The 17,863-nt window shown below is 53.8% G+C and carries 18 protein-coding genes and 1 pseudogene; 12 read left to right on the top strand and 7 right to left on the bottom strand.

Annotated features, from left to right (window positions below; all coding sequences use genetic code 11):
• Positions 1-171 precede the first annotated feature (171 nt).
• The 6 genes from ACK5JN_RS19225 (at position 172) to ACK5JN_RS19200 (ending at position 4,692) form a co-directional block, all read left to right on the top strand.
• Entirely contained in the window at positions 172-426 is a 255-nt protein-coding gene (locus tag ACK5JN_RS19225; RefSeq protein ID WP_191215253.1) for a hypothetical protein, read from the top strand.
• A 2-nt stretch (positions 427-428) separates the two neighbouring features.
• A complete protein-coding gene (locus tag ACK5JN_RS19220) occupies positions 429-1,364 on the top strand; it encodes an LPO_1073/Vpar_1526 family protein (RefSeq protein ID WP_416871610.1) in 936 nt (311 codons plus the stop codon).
• A 429-nt stretch (positions 1,365-1,793) separates the two neighbouring features.
• Positions 1,794-2,384 (top strand): hypothetical protein, encoded by a 591-nt coding sequence (locus tag ACK5JN_RS19215; protein ID WP_416871609.1) that lies wholly within the window; start codon positions 1,794-1,796, stop codon positions 2,382-2,384.
• Between the two features lie 62 nt (positions 2,385-2,446).
• Positions 2,447-2,830: a hypothetical protein gene (locus ACK5JN_RS19210; protein ID WP_416871608.1), complete on the top strand. Its 384-nt coding sequence runs from the start codon at positions 2,447-2,449 to the stop codon at positions 2,828-2,830.
• Positions 2,831-3,159: 329 nt separating this feature from the next.
• Positions 3,160-4,023, top strand: a complete 864-nt coding sequence (locus ACK5JN_RS19205) for an arginase family protein (RefSeq protein WP_060682270.1) — start codon at positions 3,160-3,162, stop codon at positions 4,021-4,023.
• Positions 4,024-4,119: 96 nt separating this feature from the next.
• Positions 4,120-4,692, top strand: a complete 573-nt coding sequence (locus tag ACK5JN_RS19200; protein ID WP_060682271.1) for a TetR/AcrR family transcriptional regulator — start codon at positions 4,120-4,122, stop codon at positions 4,690-4,692.
• A 462-nt stretch (positions 4,693-5,154) separates the two neighbouring features.
• Here the strand turns inward: ACK5JN_RS19200 and puuE are convergent, their stop codons facing one another.
• The 3 genes and pseudogenes from puuE to ACK5JN_RS19185 all read right to left on the bottom strand — a co-directional run bounded on the left by puuE (position 5,155) and on the right by ACK5JN_RS19185 (position 7,561).
• On the bottom strand, positions 5,155-6,087 hold the full coding sequence (puuE, locus tag ACK5JN_RS19195) for an allantoinase PuuE (protein ID WP_416871607.1): 933 nt from the start codon (positions 6,085-6,087) through the stop codon (positions 5,155-5,157).
• Positions 5,972-6,845, bottom strand: a pseudogene (gene hpxA, locus ACK5JN_RS19190) (allantoin racemase). Before hpxA ends, puuE begins: the two are co-directional and overlap by 116 nt.
• Positions 6,845-7,561 carry a GntR family transcriptional regulator gene (locus tag ACK5JN_RS19185; RefSeq protein WP_416871606.1) on the bottom strand — a complete coding sequence of 239 codons (717 nt, stop codon included), beginning with the start codon at positions 7,559-7,561 and terminating at the stop codon, positions 6,845-6,847. Before ACK5JN_RS19185 ends, hpxA begins: the two are co-directional and overlap by 1 nt.
• A gap of 144 nt (positions 7,562-7,705) precedes the next feature.
• Here ACK5JN_RS19185 and ACK5JN_RS19180 point away from each other — a divergent pair, with 144 nt between their 5' ends.
• Positions 7,706-9,193 carry an NCS1 family nucleobase:cation symporter-1 gene (locus ACK5JN_RS19180; RefSeq protein ID WP_416871605.1) on the top strand — a complete coding sequence of 496 codons (1,488 nt, stop codon included), beginning with the start codon at positions 7,706-7,708 and terminating at the stop codon, positions 9,191-9,193.
• 104 nt (positions 9,194-9,297) lie between these two features.
• Positions 9,298-10,617 (top strand): guanine deaminase, encoded by a 1,320-nt coding sequence (gene guaD / locus ACK5JN_RS19175; protein WP_416871611.1) that lies wholly within the window; start codon positions 9,298-9,300, stop codon positions 10,615-10,617.
• A 36-nt stretch (positions 10,618-10,653) separates the two neighbouring features.
• Here the strand turns inward: guaD and uraH are convergent, their stop codons facing one another.
• From uraH to ACK5JN_RS19160, 3 genes are read right to left on the bottom strand one after another with little or no spacing between them, the layout of a single operon-like run.
• Positions 10,654-10,980, bottom strand: coding sequence for a hydroxyisourate hydrolase (gene uraH / locus ACK5JN_RS19170; protein ID WP_416871604.1), 327 nt, complete (start codon positions 10,978-10,980; stop codon positions 10,654-10,656).
• On the bottom strand, positions 10,977-11,477 hold the full coding sequence (gene uraD, locus ACK5JN_RS19165; protein WP_416871603.1) for a 2-oxo-4-hydroxy-4-carboxy-5-ureidoimidazoline decarboxylase: 501 nt from the start codon (positions 11,475-11,477) through the stop codon (positions 10,977-10,979). Before uraD ends, uraH begins: the two co-directional genes overlap by 4 nt.
• Positions 11,455-12,834, bottom strand: coding sequence for a nucleobase:cation symporter-2 family protein (locus tag ACK5JN_RS19160; RefSeq protein WP_416871602.1), 1,380 nt, complete (start codon positions 12,832-12,834; stop codon positions 11,455-11,457). Before ACK5JN_RS19160 ends, uraD begins: the two co-directional genes overlap by 23 nt.
• Before the next feature lie 343 nt (positions 12,835-13,177).
• On the opposite strand from ACK5JN_RS19160, the gene hpxO reads away from it, so the two are divergent.
• Positions 13,178-14,332: an FAD-dependent urate hydroxylase HpxO gene (gene hpxO, locus ACK5JN_RS19155; RefSeq protein WP_416871601.1), complete on the top strand. Its 1,155-nt coding sequence runs from the start codon at positions 13,178-13,180 to the stop codon at positions 14,330-14,332.
• Between the two features lie 9 nt (positions 14,333-14,341).
• Here the strand turns inward: hpxO and hpxR are convergent, their stop codons facing one another.
• On the bottom strand, positions 14,342-15,250 hold the full coding sequence (gene hpxR, locus ACK5JN_RS19150; RefSeq protein WP_416871600.1) for a LysR family hpxDE operon transcriptional regulator HpxR: 909 nt from the start codon (positions 15,248-15,250) through the stop codon (positions 14,342-14,344).
• Positions 15,251-15,374: 124 nt separating this feature from the next.
• Here hpxR and hpxD point away from each other — a divergent pair, with 124 nt between their 5' ends.
• From hpxD to ACK5JN_RS19135, 3 genes are all read left to right on the top strand, one after another.
• Complete coding sequence (gene hpxD, locus ACK5JN_RS19145; protein ID WP_416871599.1) at positions 15,375-16,412, top strand: molybdenum cofactor-independent xanthine hydroxylase subunit HpxD; 1,038 nt, start codon at positions 15,375-15,377, stop codon at positions 16,410-16,412.
• 13 nt (positions 16,413-16,425) lie between these two features.
• A complete protein-coding gene (locus tag ACK5JN_RS19140; protein ID WP_416871598.1) occupies positions 16,426-17,394 on the top strand; it encodes a PDR/VanB family oxidoreductase in 969 nt (322 codons plus the stop codon).
• A 123-nt stretch (positions 17,395-17,517) separates the two neighbouring features.
• On the top strand, positions 17,518-17,863 hold a 346-nt coding region (locus ACK5JN_RS19135), incomplete at its 3' end, for an EAL domain-containing protein (RefSeq protein ID WP_416871597.1).

Below are 17,863 nucleotides of genomic sequence, written 5' to 3'. Positions count from 1 at the left end.
GCCGTTAAAACTGGGATTCTATGTGTCGATAACAGAAAAACTGTTAAATATACGTTTAACCTTAACGCAACATAGACATGTTCTATAGTTTTTGTCTCACCACCAGTTGAAAAAAAAGTGAAATAGATTAACAATCTCCTGGAGAAAACCTTCATAATAGAAGAGGTATTAATGGGTAAGGTCATTCGGTGGATGCTTTTTTTTGTCGGATTATTTTCCGTTGCATATTCAATATATAAATACCAACAATCTCCGCAGAGTTTATTTTACATCATTGGTGCCATAGGCACACTTTTATCTGCCGCATGTGGTTTAATTGAGCTAAAAAACAAGAAATCGAATGGCAGTATAACTGCTGGTGATAACTCAAATATTGTTGTCATTAATGGTTCGAAAAATACGGAAAAAATAAAAAAGAGAGGGTAGTCATGTTTGATAAAGGGATTAATTCAGGTGATAACTCAAACGTAGTAAAAACAGAAGGGAATAACAACACCACAATAATAAATAATTTTGATGAGAAATTTATAGGTCACGTTGTAAGATCCATGCTTTATGAAAGCATGCCATCCTTCCAAGAAGAAGCAAAAAAAAAGATAATTGAGTCAACAGACGAATACGTTAGAGATTTAATATCTGAGTTAGTAATTCAAAAAACAGATGCGGATACATTAAACCAAAAGCTGTCAACGCCTGACGTTCAATACTCTCTTTTTGAATCAGCTAAATGCTTTGCAAAAAACCCAGAAAGAACAGAAAAATCAACTCTATTAAATTTAGTTGTTAAAAAAATAAATGAATTAGATGGTGATCATGAGGAACTTTCCTCTATCGATCTAGCAATCAACGTTGCTACAAAACTTAGCGTAAAACAAATAAGGTACATAGCTTTAATACACTATATTAAAGATATTGTAAAACTATCACAAGATAGTACCGGCGCTTATTACATAATAGATCCTGCAAAAGATACAACAGTAGAAGTTGGAGATGATTTATCATTCCCAAACGATGTAAAAATAAACAAACAGAATGTTTATGATCTTTATATAGATCTATATAATAATCAAATGGATGTTGTATTTAAAGACGATGAGATTGGCCCAGTTGACTATAGTATGCTTGTAGCTTTAGGGTGTATCATTCAATCTGCATTCCCACAGCCAACATTTGTAGAGAATATAAAGAAAAGAACAGGATTGGATTTAAATGACAGCGAACAAAAATTAAAGCTATCAACATTCATAGGAAAAATAGAAAAAGCAATAGAGATAAAGAGCGTAGATTATATAGTATTAACTACGGTCGGTAGGCAAATAGCTAACGCCTATATATCAACAAGAATGAGGTTGATTAACTTATAAACTCCCTCATGTTTCTTCACCCAAGGTGGTGGTTTCATCATCCACCACCTTCTTTTCCGCTCTTAAGTTTCGATTTTTCAAATATTATAATTATAAATACTAACCAATTTATTTATAGTGATTCTGCAAATCCCCATTGATGTACACATCTCGATATTTGTTATGCCTTCATTAGTTATGAGAACAACAGGGAACTTCCGCTCCTCGCTCAGAGCGGACTGTCAGCCTAAAGCAGTCTGCTAAGTTCCAGAAGTAGACATCGCGGAATAGAGGAACATACTCGATAAAACTCTTTGATTCACCTAGAAGATTCGGTGCAATTATCTTTTCTCGTTTATGCGATCACAAAATTATCTTCCTATTGTTGTTGGTATCTGTTATAAAAACCTAATATTTTTAATGGAATCACTATTATAAAAAAGAACATCAATGAAAAAAATATGGAAATCATTAAACCTTGGCATCACCCATTTTTTATTCTTCTATATGGCAATACTCGTCATCATGCCTCAGAGAGGCCTTGTATACCCAATTGTTATTTGGCTGGGGATGATTATCCTAAGCGGGCTAGTTATACATTATTATTGGAACAAAAAATCGACCAATCAGCTGGCCACTCGCCTTCGAAAAAGTCATAGAAAAACGCAAAGTGCGGCATTGTTTTCGTCGTTATTATTCTTATTGACATGTATTTCCTTTAAGATTATTGATCATATCAGTCTCATCATTCCAAATGCATTAATTTTCATGACCACCTTACTAATTGCATATACAATTTTATCCCACTTAAAATCTTTTGATAATAAAGAAAACAACATAATTGCAAAAGTAAAACTAGGGGTTAAATATTCATGGGTAATAGTAACTTTAATTTCATATTATCTTGCTCGCTCGCTAGTCTCTAACTCATTTGATATTCCTTTTGACACCACATTTAACAAGCTCATGACAGCAGTCACGGCCTTGCTTTTTATATTTATCTTCTACTATGCTATTTATTTTATGTGCACCCTTATTTAACCCTTATTATTCCACAGGTGAAAAAGGTAAAGGCAACACCCTGTTGTGATATTAACTATTCAATGTCTGTTTTTGCTCCATTATTTTTTATTGGTTACATTTCATATATTGCATTTAGTGTTCAGACATTCTCCATCATCAAATTCGGTTACGGATTAGCCATGGAATATGACACACGAGACACTTTCTTTTGTAAGAATAAATATATGTGGCTTAACGAACATCCTAAAGCTCGATTTATGTTTATCTCTGAAGGAAACTATCGTGCATTAATACCTCATCATGATGACTTTACAATATCACGCTTAACCTGTACGAATAGTGAGCCGTACTATTCACTAGTTACCGTAAAAGATAAAAAAGATTTCATGTTAGATGCTTTGAATCAGCGAGCAGAGATGCTTGCTATCGACCTAAAGACAGCAATATCCCCGAATGCCCAATAACATTCACCAGTTACGTAGCTATGCACACGAAATCCCACACTTTAAAGGATGCATACTGCGGGATAGATTAAGGCGTTAGGTTCTGAGGTCTAAAACGTCCGCAGATCGCTCAAAGTGGACCTTCAGTTTAGTCAGAAGATCTGCTGTGTGCCATACGCGGACATAGATTGAACCTGGCTGCAAAAATGATTTTTTCCTTTTGTTTTAACTTAACGTGCCGTGCTGTTTGCAATGAAGCGTTAACAACGTAAAAATGAATGAATGTTCATTCACTACTGATTTGTGATTCTTTCTAATCAGTCTGTTGTCAAAACAAGCAAAGGCAAATTATGACCAGTAAAACGCTCAGACTTTTATTTCCCCAATGGCAAGGCGGCAATAACCCACCCTATCACCTTGGGTCGCTTCTTCTCTCGTATCTTTCCCCTGAATCGGATGGCCCTATTGAGTCTGTTCCGGTCGATGAGCCCACAACGGCGCCACAGGCCGAAGTAGATGGCATGACCGCTAAACCTCAAATTATCAGGCAGCTCAATGATGCAGCCGCTCTGATTGAGAAACATAATCCCGATTCAATTGTTGTTTTTGGTGGCGATTGCTTAGTATCACTGGCTCCTTTTTCACATCTGCTCAATAAATACGGTGATAAATTGGGTGTGCTCTGGATTGACTCACACCCTGACGTGCAGACTGCTAAACAATATCCCAACGCTCATGCCCATGTTCTTGGAGCACTAATTGGAACGGGTGATAAAGATTTAGTTGCTCACGTAGCCACCAGGCTTAATCCCTCCAAAATAATGATTGCAGGTATCCACGATCCACTGACATATGAAGCTGAATACCTTGCTCGTCATAACATTGCGACTATCGGTCCTGAACAAGTCAAAAATGATGGGAAAGAGATTTTAGAGTGGATTGATAGGGAAGGTATTGAGTATCTGGCGATACACCTGGATCTGGACGTTCTCGATCCGTCACTTTTCCGTTCTGTTCTTTTCGCCATGCCAGGCAGAGGAAAACACGACTTTGGTGACGTGGCAGAAGGCAAGCTGACTATTGAAGATGTACTCAATCTTATTGCTCAGGCTACCTCAAAAACGGTACCAGTCGGCCTTACGATTGCTGAGCATCTGCCGTGGGATATGCTTAACCTCAAGAATATGCTTAGTGTATTACCGCTGATGAAGTGATATCTGATTCCAGGAACCAGAACTACAGCGTTAAATCTGGCTCCTGGAAGCAAACAGCGTTAAAGTCCGGGCACCGAATTAAACACCATAGTCGACATGTTAAAGAAAACTGAAACCTACCATAAGCTGATTACCGCTGCTGCTGCCTGTTTTGCAGAAAAAGGCTTCAGTGCGACAAGCGTGCGTGAAATTTCTACCCGGGCTGGGATCAGTCAGGGAGCGATGTACACGTATTTTAAAAGCAAGGATGACCTCATCAAGGCTATCGTTCTTGAAGAGCAGAATTCAGCGCTGACAGCCCATAATGCTCCATCCAGGGGGACTAATTTCGACCGCCTTTGCGCGCAGGTTGCTTCGTGCATAAGCGATGTAGGTTACCCAGTTACACATCAACTGTGGGTTGAAATCATGGCAGAGTCTGCGCGGAACCCTGAACTGCAAAAAACGTATATTTCCAGCGATACCATCATGCGGCAAAGTATTGCAGGGATTATCGCAGAAGGTATTGCTGCAGGGGAGTTTCGCCAGGATATTAGCCTGGAAGAAACCACGATTATACTTTTTGCCTTTATTGACGGTTTAATTGCACGCAAAGCCATAAACGCGTCTTTCTCTTTCAGCCGTGACCTGCCAATGTTTTTTGAGCTAATGTCAAAGTTATTGAAATAATGCCGAACTGGCTCAGTCTTAACGATAGAACACGAATCGCAAATGTCCGCTTTTCGCTCATAGCGGACCATATTGAAGTTAATTTTTTAGACTGGCGAGCAGTGCACAGCCAGTCAGTCATGCCCTAAGGGCATAAAAGGCGATATTCAGGTGTTAAATAGGGGTGAATAGCTGAATCGCCGATGCCCGGCGAAGCCGGTACGTATTGATAGGTTTCACCAATCCCTCCCCCCACCCTGCCAGACCTCAATGAACTTTCAGAAAAAGTTGTTCTATCCAAGCCTCCCCGGTGGGGCGCAGTTAGCGTCGGACGCTTGCGGCCGGGAACGGCTGGACACTTGTGGCCTGCCGCGCGGTACTGCGAGTGCGCAGCCGTAGGCAAGCTACGGGGGCGTTTCTGCGAAATATCAGGCGAATTAGCTTGATTTAACACGGTAGCTGCAAAAGAAGAGGGGCTGGGCTTTATCGCTTAAACGGATGAGTCTCCCGCCAGTGGTCGGCAATCTGCTGGCGAGTGCAAATCCACACCCGGTCGTGCTGCTGGAGGTAATCAAGGAAACGCTGCAGCGCGCGGAATCGGCCAGGACGCCCCAGCAGTCGGCAATGCATGCCGATGGACATCATTTTCGGCGCCTGTTCCCCCTCGGCATACAGCACATCAAAGCTGTCTTTCAGGTAGGTATAAAACTGCTCGGCGGTGTTAAACCCCTGCGCGGTGGCAAAGCGCATATCGTTGGCATCAAGGGTATAAGGCACAATCAGGTGCGGCTTACGGCTACCGTCGCTGCAGGTCACTTCATGCCAGAACGGCAGATCGTCGCCATAATAATCGCTGTCATACTGAAAACCGCCGTGTTCAACCACCAGCTGGCGCGTATTGGGGCTATCGCGGCCGGTGTACCAGCCGGTAGGCGGTTTGCCAAAGAGGTCGGTTAACACCTGCACCGCTTTATTCAGGTGCTCACGCTCTTGTTCGATAGACATATCCTGGTAGTGGATCCAGCGCCAGCCGTGGCTGACCACATCATAATTGGCCGCCTTTATCGCCTCTACCACCTCGGGATGTCGCGCCAGCGCCATGGCGACGCCGAACACCGTCAGCGGTAAACCGCGCTGGCTGAACGCATTGTGGATGCGCCAGAACCCGGCGCGGCTGCCGTACTCATACAACGAGTCCATCGACATATGGCGATCCGGGTAGCTGGCCGCGCCAATGATATCGGAGAGAAACTGTTCGGAACCGGCATCGCCGTGCAGCACGTGGTTTTCCGAGCCTTCTTCATAGTTCAGGACAAACTGCACGGCGATTCGCGCGTTGTGCGGCCAGCGCGCGTGCGGCGGCTGCCCTGCATAGCCGCGCAGGTCGCGTGGATAATCCTCTGCCAAAAATGCCATCTGCTACCTCTTTTTTAGAATGGATTGAGCGTCTGAAACTGCCCGCTGAGCGCCTTGCGCTCCGGAAAGGCTAAATCGCCGTGCTTGCTGGTCGACAACCCTAGCGCCACCAGCGATTCGACCATTTTGACCGCCGCGCTCACGCCGTCGATAACCGGCACCCGCAGCTCACGGGTCAGCTGCTGGGCCAAATCCGCCATCCCGCCGCAGCCCAGCACGATGGCCCCGCAGCCGTCCTCTTTTAGGGCCTGAATACAGCGCGCGCGGACTTTCTCCTGCGCCAGACCGCTGCCGTCCTCCAGCGCCAGCACCGGCAGGTCGATGGCGTGCAGGGCCGCGCAGTGGTCGTTAAAGCCATACTGATGCAGCAGATGGCGGGCGATGATCAGCGTGCGCGGCAGCGTGGTGACGATGGAAAAGCGGGTCGCTACCAGCGTTGCCATATGCATCGCCGCTTCGGCAATCCCGACCACCGGCCCCTGCGCCAGCTCGCGCGCCGCCAGCAGCCCCGGGTCGCCAAAGCAGGCAATCACGTGGCCGTCAACCCCCTGCTGGCGGCCCGCTTTAATCTGCTCCAGCACGCCGACGGCGGCAATCGCCTCGTCGAAATGCCCCTCAATAGACGGCACGCCCGCGCTGGGGCAGACCGCAAGAATCTCCGTTCCCGGCGCGGCAACCGCTCTGGCGGCGGCGCCGATGGTTTCCGTCATCCCGGGATTGGTGTTGGGATTAATCACTTGTATACACACTGCGGCCATTACGGCTCCTTATACCCGGCAAATAGCCGGGCAAAATCAGGCAAGGTGACGCCAGAACGTTCAAAGCAGAGGCTGGCGACGATATGTTCAAAATGGTGCGTTAAGGCCTCGCTTAAGGGCTGCAAGGCTTTCTCCCGGAGTAGCTGAATCAGCCGCTCGTGGTCGTCGCAGCGGCAGCCCTGACGCCACGGCGATCCCCACGCGGCAATCACTAAGGAGGAGCGCTGGCTGAGCCGGGTGACCATGTCGGTCAGCACCTGGTTTCCAGAAATGGCCTGGAGATGAATATGGAACTCGGCGGAGTGGCGAATCGCCGCCGGGCCGTCATAGCGTTCGTGCGCCTGCTGCTCCTGACGGGTAATGGCCTCCAGCGCGGCCAGGTGCGGCGGCTGGCAGCGTGCCAGCACGTCCGGCAGATTGGCCACCTCCAGCAGCGCGCGGGTGCGAAAGATCTCCTGCGCTTCTTCAACTGACGGGCTGGCCACCTGCGCACCACGTTTGGGCGCCAGCGTGACCATTTGCACAGTCGCGAGTCGTTGCAGCACTTTTCGGATCCCGGTACGGCTCACGCCAAACACCTCCGCCAGCGCTTCTTCCGGCAGTTTGCTTCCCGGCGGCAGCTGATGTTCGACAATCGCGGTCATCAGCGCCTGATAGATAGATTCGTCCTTGTCATGCAGAGCTGGCGCGGCCTGTGGGAGATAAGGGTTGTTCATTAACCACTCCGTTTTTTACTTTCAGATAGCGAATCGTATACATAAAATTCAATTATTGCATACAAAAATAAACATTTTGGCCCAATTCCTGCAACAGACTCAGCAGTCCACTTCGACGGGTTTTTATTAACAGGAGCAGGTTTCATGCCAAATACACAAAATACGCATCAGGTTAAGGCCGCTGATCCCCACGCTGGATACAGCCCACGGCTTTGCAATGAGGATCTGGCGCCGACGCGCGATCGGAACTGGAGCTGGTACAACATCTTTTCGTTCTGGATGTCGGACGTGCACAGCATGGGGGGCTATGTGGTGGCCGCGAGCTTCTTTACCCTCGGCCTGGCGAGCTGGCAGGTGCTGCTGTGCCTGTTAGTGGGGATTTGTATCGTCCAGCTGTGCGCTAACCTGGTGGCGAAACCCAGCCAGATGGCGGGCGTGCCTTATGCGGTGATCTGCCGTCAGGCGTTCGGCGTGTTCGGTGCCAATATTCCGGCGGTGATCCGCGGGCTTATCGCCTTCGCGTGGTACGGCATTCAGACCTATCTGGCCGCCAACGCGCTGATGCTGGTGCTGCTGAAGTTCTGGCCGTCGCTGTCGGCGCTGACCGCAGCCAGCTTCCTTGGCCTGTCGCATCTGGGCTGGCTCTGTTTCGCCACCATGTGGCTGCTGCAAGCGATGGTGTTCTGGCACGGAATGAACGCCATTAAGCGCTTTATCGATATTGCCGGCCCGGCGGTGTACGTGGTGATGCTGGGGCTGGCCGGCTGGATTGTATACAAAACCGGTTTCGACGGGATCTCCTTTACGCTGGCCAGCAAATCGCTGAGCGCCGGAGAGCAAACCTGGCAGATGATCACCGCGACCGCGCTGGTGGTCTCCTACTTCTCCGGCCCGCTGCTCAACTTTGGCGATTTCTCGCGCTACGGTAAAAGCATGGGCGAGATCCGCCGCGGCAACCGCTGGGGCCTGCCGTTCAACTTCCTGCTGTTTTCGGTTGTCACCGTGGTGATTGTCTCCGGCACCCAATCGCTGTTTGGCCGCATGATCACCGACCCGATTGAAACCGTCAGCCGCGTCGGCAACGATCTGGCGGTGGCGATCGGCCTGCTGACCATGATTACCGCCACCATTGGGATCAATATCGTGGCGAACTTTGTCTCGCCGGCGTTTGATTTCTCGAACTGCTCGCCGCAAAAAATCAGCTTCCGCACCGGCGGGATGATTGCCGCCGTGGGTTCCATTTTGCTGACGCCGTGGAACCTGTTTAACTCGCCGGAGCTTATCCACTACACCCTCGATGTGCTGGGCGCGTTTATTGGCCCGCTGTTCGGCATCCTGATCGTGGATTTCTACCTGATCAAACGCGGCCAGGTCTCGGTACAGGACCTGTTCGACGATACGCCGAAAGGCCAGTACTGGTACCGCAACGGCTTTAACCCGAAGGCCATTGCGGCGCTGATCCCCTCCGTCGCCATCGGCCTGACGATCAGCTTCATTCCCGCGCTGCATGAGGTCGCCAACTTCAGCTGGTTTATCGGCGTGTTCCTGAGCGGCGCGGCCTATCGCTGGATCGCCCGCGACGAGCGCGTTGCTGCGCCTGCCGGTTTTAACGCCCTCGCCCAGAAAGACTAATGAAGGCGTACGCCGCGGCCTCCTGTCGCGGCGTACTTTCCCGCAAACTGGCATCAATCTTGCTCAATTCCCTTACCCCTTCGTTTACCCATAAGGCAGCCATGATGATTGACTACCACGTCGCCCTGCGCGGCGCTTTTTTTGATATCGCCGCTGTCGCCGATAGCGCGGACGATATCGCCCGTCACGCGCGTTATCTGGAAGATGGCGTGCTGTTTCTCAACGATGGGCGCATCAGTGCGCTGCTACCGTGGCAGGAAGCGGAGGCGCATCTGCATCCTCTGAAGGGCTACCGTGACCTGCGCGGTAAACTGCTGCTGCCGGGCTTTGTCGATGCTCACGTGCACTATCCGCAAACCGAAATGATCGGTGCCTTCGGTGAACAGCTGCTGGAGTGGCTGACCACCTATACCTTTCCGGTCGAACGCCAGTTTGCCGACGCCGACTACGCCGGGGAGATTGCCCGCTTCTTTGTGAACCAGCTGATCAGCCACGGTACCACCACCGCGCTGGTATTTTGTACCCTGCATCCGCAGTCGGTGGATGCACTGTTCAGTGAAGCGCTACGCCTGAATATGCGCCTGCTGGCCGGGAAGGTGATGATGGACCGCCACGCGCCGGACTACCTGAGCGAAAGCGCGGAACAGAGCTATCGGCAAACCCGCGAGCTGATTCAACGCTGGCACCAGCGCGGCCGCCTGGGCTATGCCATCACGCCGCGCTTTGCGCCCACCTCAACGCCGGCGCTGCTGGCGGCGGTGCAGCAGCTGCGCGAGGAGTTTCCCGATACCTGGCTGCATACCCATCTGAGCGAAAACCTTAACGAAATCGCGTGGGTGAAAAGCCTGTGGCCGGAGCATGAGCATTACCTCGACGTTTACCACCACTATCAGTTGACCGGCCCACGCAGCGTTTTTGCCCATGGTATTCACCTGGAGGATGCGGAGTGGCAGTGCCTGCACGATACCGGTTCGGCGCTGGCCTTTTGCCCGACCTCCAATCTGTTTCTCGGCAGCGGGCTGTTCCGCTTACCCACCTGCTGGCAGAAGCAGGTACGCATGGGCATCGGCAGCGATGTCGGCGCGGGCACCACGTTCAGCATGCTGAGAACGTTAGGCGAGGCGTATAAAGTGGGCCAGCTGCAAAGCTACCGGCTGCGGGCCAGCGAAGCGTTCTACCACGCCACCCTGGGCGGCGCGCGCGCCCTGCGCCTGGAGGACGACATTGGTAATTTCCAGCCCGGTAAAGAGGCCGATTTCGTGGTTATCGATCCGGCGGTTACGCCGCTACAGCGGCTGCGCAGCGGGCGATGCAAAGATATCTATGAGCAGCTGTTTGTGCTGATGACCCTCGGCGATGAGCGCAATATCAGCGAAACATGGGTGAACGGCGAGCGCGTGTGGGGAGAAGAGCTTGCGGAATAATGCACTTCCCGGCGGCGAAACGACGCCGGGAAGCCTTCAGCTACCGCGATAGGTAGACCAGCCGCCGGGGGCAATTAAAAACGGCAGATGGTAGTGATCGTCCGCCTCGGCGCGGATAGCAAAATCAATTTGCGCGCTCAGGTACAGCGTCTCGCGCCCGCTGGCGGCAAACCAGTCGCCAATCCCTGCCGTGAGCCGATAGTGGCCTACCGCCAGCGCCCCCTCGCCCAGCGCGGCAATACGCCCGTTTTGATCGGTGACGCCGTCGGCAACCGCTTCACCGTCCCGTTCCAGCGATACCCTCACGCCCTGTGCCGGTCGGCCGGTTGAGATATCCAGAATATGCGTGCTTAAGGTACTCATTCGCCAATCACTCCTTCCAGTCTTAAAAGCGTAATTTCGCGCAGCTGCGCCAGCGCGTCCTGCACCTCTTCGCTGTCGCTGTTATGCAAACGCCGCGACAGCGCGGCCAGAATCGCCTCCCCGCTGCGCCCCTTTGCGCGAATGAGAAACACCCGGCCAAAGCGCGCTTCGTAGCGGGCATTCCCCTCTTTCAACGCCTGCGCGAGCGGGGCATTGTGCGCATCCACGCCGCCCTGCTCCTGGCGCGAGAGCGCCGCGTGCGCCTCCCGGCCCGCCGGTTTCTCGCCGATGCGCGGATGCGCGCTGAGCGCCAGCGTCAGCTCCGCTTCGCCCCAATGGTCCATCAACCGCTGCGCGGCGGCGATCAACGCCTCGCGCGAGCGCCAGGGCCGACCGGCGGCCAGCGCGCTCGCCCAGCCTGGGATGGCAACACAAGGCGCCAGCAGTGAAGCGGCCTCCGGGCCGCTTAATTGATTAAAGTGATTCAGCGCGATCATCGCGGCTCCTTGTGGTGGTTTGCGGGGCTTTTTCTTCTGGAATAATCAGATTCAGGATAATCGCCACCAGGCCGCCGCTGGTAGCCGCTGAACCAAACAGATTCTCCACCATTGGCGGGAAGTGGGTCAGAAACGCCGGCACCGCTTCAATGCCCAGACCAAAGCCAAACGCCAGCCCGACGATCAGCATATCGCGGCGGGTCAGCGGTTTCTGGGTGATGATGCGTATGCCCGCAGCGACCACGCAGCCAAACATCACCATCGTCGCGCCACCCAGTACCGGCGCGGGAATCTGGCGTAAAATTTCGCCAAACGGCGGGAACAGCCCCAGCAGAATCAAAATCCCGCCGATGTAGCGCCCGACATAGCGGCTGGCGACCCCGGTCATCTGGATAACGCCGTTATTTTGCGCAAAGGTGGTGTTGGGAAACGCGCACAGCATCGCCGCCACCATGCAGCTGATGCCATCGGCCAGAATGCCGCCCTTCAGCCGTGAGCGGAAAGCACCGTCATCAATTGACTGTTGAGAAATCAGACAGTTGGCCGTCAGGTCACCCACGGCTTCAAGGATACACACCAGCGAGACCAGCGCAATCGGCAAGAAAATCGCGCCATTAAACTGGAAGCCAAACGGGAACAGCTGCGGCAGGCGGAACCAGACGTCGCCCACCCCTTTTAGCTCAAACATCCCGCTGAGCGCCGCCGCCAGGCAGCCGACGGCAATGCCGATAACCACAGAAGAGAGGCGCAGCCAGCGGTTTTTCAGGCAGCTCAGCAGCACAATCGTGCCGAGCGTGCCCGCGCCGAGGGCAATATTGCTCATGCTGGCGAAGGTTTTGGCCTGTTCACCGCCGCACCAGTTAATGATGCTGACTTTAATCAGGCTAATACCAATCAGCGCAATCACGCTGCCGGTGATCACCGGCGTAAAAATCCGCTTCAGCGGCTCAATAAAGCGGCTGACCACGCAGGGAACCAGCGCGGCGACGAAGTTAACGCCAAACAGCATGGCCATAATATCCTGCGGCGTGCCGCCCTGCCCCTTCACCCACATGCCGCCGGCAATCGCCACCCCGAGAAACGCGAAGCTGGTACCCTGCATGCAAATCATGCCAGCACCAATGCCCCACACCCGGTTGGATTGCAAAAAGGTGCCAATCCCCGACGCCAGCAACGACATACTGATCAGATAGGGTAGCCACTCTCCCAATCCTAGCGCCGCGCCGATGATTAGCGGCGGCGTGATGATGCCCACCAGCCCGGCCAGCACGTGCTGTAGCGCGCTGAAAAAGGCCGGGAGCGGCGGGCTCCGCTGCTCAAGGCCGTACAGTAAACCCCCGTTCTTTTCATCTGACATGATCGTTTCATCCCGTTGCGAATTAGCGTTCAGTGGCTAGTGCATAAAACAGGCCAGGATATTCACACACTCACAACATTTAATATTTGACAATAAATACAATGAGATAATCAATACGCTTTCCGTATCACGCTAAATTACTACCGTTTGAGTCATGAAACTTTCGATTCCAATGTCTTCATGCGGAAATTTTTGATTCACCAAAAGACAACAATATCGCCAAAGTGCACTCATTTTGTGCAATCTCACGCCTTCAGGGCCGACAACCCGCCAGATTCCCGCCTTCGCGATTGTGGTACGCAAATTGCTGAACCTCACCACCACACATGTAAAGGAAATGTAAATGAAAGCATTGGTTATCGGCGGTGGCATTGGCGGGCTGAGCGCGGCGGTGGCGCTGAAAAATGCGGGAATTGAGTGCCAGGTCTTTGAAGCGGTGAAAGAAATCAAACCCGTGGGCGCGGCCATTTCCATCTGGCCCAACGGCGTGAAGTGCCTGCAGCATTTAGGCATGGGCGATATGATTGAACGTTACGGCGGCCCGATGCATTTTCTGGCTTATAAGGAGTATCAGCGGGCGGAAACCCTCACCCGGTTCAGTCTCGCGCCGCTGGTGGCCCGGACGGGTGGCCGCCCGTGCCCGGTTTCCCGCGCCGAACTGCAGCGCGAAATGCTCGATTTCTGGGGGCGTGAGGCGGTGCAGTTCGGCAAGCGCGTCACCCGCTGCGAAGAAGACAGCAACGGCGTCCGGGTCTGGTTTACCGATGGCACGGAGGCCGAGGGCGATTTCCTGGTTGCCGCCGACGGCAGCCACTCCGCGCTACGCCCCTACGTGCTCGGCTACGCTCCCGAGCGCCGTTATGCAGGCTACGTGAACTGGAATGGGCTGATTGAGATTGATGAGGCCATTGCGCCGGGCAATCAGTGGACCACCTTCGTTGGCGAAGGGAAACGCGTGTCGCTGATGCCCGTTTCCGGCGGCCGGTTCTACTTTTTCTTTGATGTGCCGCTGCCGCCGGGGCTTGCTGAGGATCGCAGCACCCTACGCGCCGATCTCCAGCGGTACTTCGCCGGCTGGGCGCCGCCGGTTCAAAAGCTGATTGCCGCACTGGATCCGCAGACCACCAACCGTATTGAAATTCATGATATCGAACCGTTCGAGCGGTTGGTGCGCGGCAGAGTGGCGCTGCTCGGCGACGCCGGACACAGTACCACGCCGGATATCGGCCAGGGCGGCTGCGCGGCCATGGAAGACGCGGTGGTCCTCGGCGATCTCTTCCGCCAGAGCCGCAATATTGCCAGCACTCTGCGCCAGTACGAAGCGCAGCGCTGCGACCGGGTGCGCGACCTGGTGCTGAAGGCGCGTAAACGGTGCGACGTCACCCACGGCAAAGATATGGCGCTAACGCAAGCCTGGTATCAGGAGCTAAAAGCCGAAACCGGCGATCGCATTATCAACGGCCTGTGTGACACCATTCAGGGCGGGCCGTTAGGTTAAGCACCGTGTTTAGCTTGCCTGCATCGCCTCCATCACCGCGGTAAGCTTCTGAATGGCCATTTGCGCCGGACGCGAAAGCTGGCGCGAAGGGGCGGTGCATAAGGCCAGCGTCAGCGGACGCAGCAGCGTGTTTCGCAGCGGCACGAAGGCCAGTGGCCCCTGCTTGATGTCGTCCAGCACGTCCAGACGGCTGAGGATCGTCACGCCGCTGCCTTTCAGCACCAGCGATTTAATCAGCCGGATATCGTTACAGCTGATGCTGTTGGCCGGAGAAAAATCATACTGGCGATAGAGCATCGCCACCCGTTCATGCACAATCAGCGGCGCGCCCGGTACAATATGCCGCTCATCGCTAAGCTCCCCCAGCGACACGCTGCTGGCCCGTGCCAGGGGGCTGTCTGCGCGCATTACCACGCCCATCTCCAGCTCGGCAAACGCCAGCACGCTTAGCCCGGCCTGACCTTCGGGGTCGAGTATCAGACCAAAGTCGAGATCCGCCTGACGTACTTTCTGGCTGACGCTATGGCTATCGGCCACCTGCAAATTCAGCTCCAGCCACGGCCAGCTGGTGATGATATCCGCCAGCGCGGCGGCAAAGCTGCCTTCCGCCAGCGCCTGCACCATGCCAACGCTGACGCTGCCGCGTTTTAACCCCTGTAGCTCATCAAACTTTTGCCGCGTCAGCTGAAACTCCTTTTGCCAGCGCAGCAGATTATCGTACAGCAGCTCGCCGGCGGTGGTCATACGCAGCCCTTCCGACAGACGCTCGAACAGCGGCGTGCCAAACGCTTCTTCGGCCTGCAGAATTTGCCGGTTAATGGCCGAAGCGGAAATATGCAGCTTTTCCGCCGCGCGTCGCAGGCTGCCGCTTCGCGCCACTTCGGCAAAATAGATCGCAAAACGCGAAAATGGGCTCATCGTTTACCTGTTCTCTTTTTTGCAACGGTTGATTGAATTAATGGCGATGGATGTCAACACCCTAATATGGCAACAATAAACTCACAACAATTAAACAACTATTTTTGTGAGCAGGAGAGATACCATGAACAGACCCTCCATCGCCCCACCCGCCCATTGCACCTTTGAACCCGAGGATTGGCTACGCCTGGCGCAGTGCTGGCATCCGGTCGCCCGCGCCTGTGATATCGGCCCGGCGCCGGTGAAAGCCACCCTGCTTGACGAGCAGCTGGTTATCTATCGTATTAAGGGGCAGGTTGTGGTGGCGCGCGATGCCTGTCCGCACCGCGGCGTGCCGCTGACGCTGGGCTTTCACGACGAAGAAGGGATTATCTGCCCCTATCACGGCCTGCGCTTCGGCGAAGATGGCCGCTGCAACCGTATCCCTTCCAGCCCTAATCAGCCGGTACCGGCAAAGCTCAACCTCACCTCATTCGCGGTGGAAGAACGCTACGGCCTGATCTGGACCTGTCTGGCCTTCGACCCGCAAAATCCGCAGCCGCTGCCGGTGATGCCCCACTGGCGCGACGACGGTTTCCAGCAAATCAACTGCCCGGCGTTTGAAGTCAACGGTTTTGCCGGTCGCCAGGTGGAGGGCTTTCTGGATGTCGCCCATTTCGCGTGGATCCACACCGAGACGTTCGCCGACCCGGGTAATCAGGAAGTTCCGGACTATCACCCGCAGGAGACGGCCTCGGGTTTTATCGCCGATTACTGGAGCTCGGTCGGAAACTACCCTGCCAGCTCGGATTTCCGCGCGCCGGAAGGCTTTCAGTGGCTGCGTCATTTCGAAATGCACCTGCCGTTTACCGCGACCCTGACGATTCATTTCCCCGGCGACGCCAGGCTGGTGATTATGAACGCCGCCTCGCCGGTTTCGGCGCGGATAACCCGGATGTTCGCCCCCATCGCCCGCAATTTCGACCTGCATGTGCCGGTGGAGGACGTGCATGCGTTTAACCTGCGCGTCTTTGAAGAGGACCGTCTGATGGTGGAGACCCAGCGCCCGGAAAAGCTGCCGCTGGACTTAACCCTCGAGGCGCATATTCCTGCCGATCGTAGCTCCATCGCCTACCGACGTGGGCTGAAGAAAATGGGCTTCGGCGACTTTTTCCTCGTCTAAGTGGAGAATGCTAATGAGTGATGTCTTATCGGTCATCGTTGACGGTCTCTGGCGCCAGGGAAGCCAGAGCCTGGCTATCCGGCTGGTGGCTGAAAACGGCCAGCCGCTCCCCGCCTGGCAGCCCGGCGCGCATATCGACGTTCATCTTCCCTGCGGGTTGATTCGCCAGTACTCGCTTACCGGCGCAAGCGGCGTTGATGACGGCTACCTGATTTGTGTAGCGCAGGAGCCCGCCTCGCGCGGCGGATCGCGCTATATCCACCAGCAGCTGCGCCCCGGCCAGCGGCTGACGGTCTCGCAGCCGCGTAACCTGTTTCCTTTGCAAACGGCGGAACGGCTAACGCTGCTGGCCGCCGGGATAGGCATTACGCCGCTGTATGCGATGGCGCTGAGCCTGGCGGCCCAAAACGTGCCGTTTATGCTGCACTATTATGTGAAAAATCGAGAAGCGGGCGCGTTTGTCCGCGAACTCCAGCAGCGCTTTGGCGCTGAATGCCTGGCCGTTCACGATTCCAGCGCAGGAGACAGCCCCCGGCAGCATCTGGCGCAAGCGCTGGCGCAGACGCCCGTCGGCCAGCCAGTTTATCTTTGCGGGCCAGCGGGATTTATGGCCACTGCCCGGCAGATAGCGCAAGCCAAAGGCTGGACGGATACGCAGATCCACAGCGAAGCCTTTCACCCCGTCGCCACACAGGCTCACGCGCTGGACGAAGAGACCTTTAGCGTGACGCTGGCATCAACGGGCGAACGCTGGCCGGTACCGCCGCACAAAACCATCGCCCAGGTATTACAGGAAAACGGCGTCGCGGTGCCGCTTTCCTGCGAAATGGGGATTTGCGGCGCCTGCCTGACCCCGGTTGTGGAAGGGATAATTGACCATCGCGATTCGGTCCAGTCAGCCGCGGAAAAATCGGCAAGCACCCAGCAGATTGCCCTGTGCTGCTCGCGCAGTCGATCCGCTAATTTGTGCATTGATTTATAGTACGCCAGAACCACGCATGAAGAAAAAGTCGTCGTACTTGATTTAAGTTTACCCGCGTTTGTGTCGAATGAGTTGTAAGTGTTATTGACCAGGCGCGCGTGAGGGAATGTGGTGAGCGAATCAATGAGAGATTTACTGTTTAAAATTCGGGAAAACATCCGGCCATTGCCGATCGATATCTATATTCAGCCCATTTTTGATCTCTCCACCAATCAAATTGTCGGCGGCGAAATCCTGGCCAGAGGCTACACGCTGGATTCGATTGTCCCCTTTAAAAACATCATTGAGCATCTGCAGCATCCCGATATTATGCTCAACGTCGGCAACCACGTGATCAACCTGTTCTGCGCGTTTTATCAGCAGCGGAAAATGGGCGATCTGCGTTTTAACCTTAACGTCTCACATCTGCAAATTCAGCACCAAAAATTCCCCGCCATCATTGAGAAGACGCTTAAAAACTATCATATCG

It is taken from the genome of Kluyvera sp. (assembly GCF_047971185.1).
Classification (GTDB): domain Bacteria; phylum Pseudomonadota; class Gammaproteobacteria; order Enterobacterales; family Enterobacteriaceae; genus Kluyvera.
Note: the sequence above shows the minus strand (reverse complement) of the source record. Positions and strands in the feature narration are given on the sequence as shown.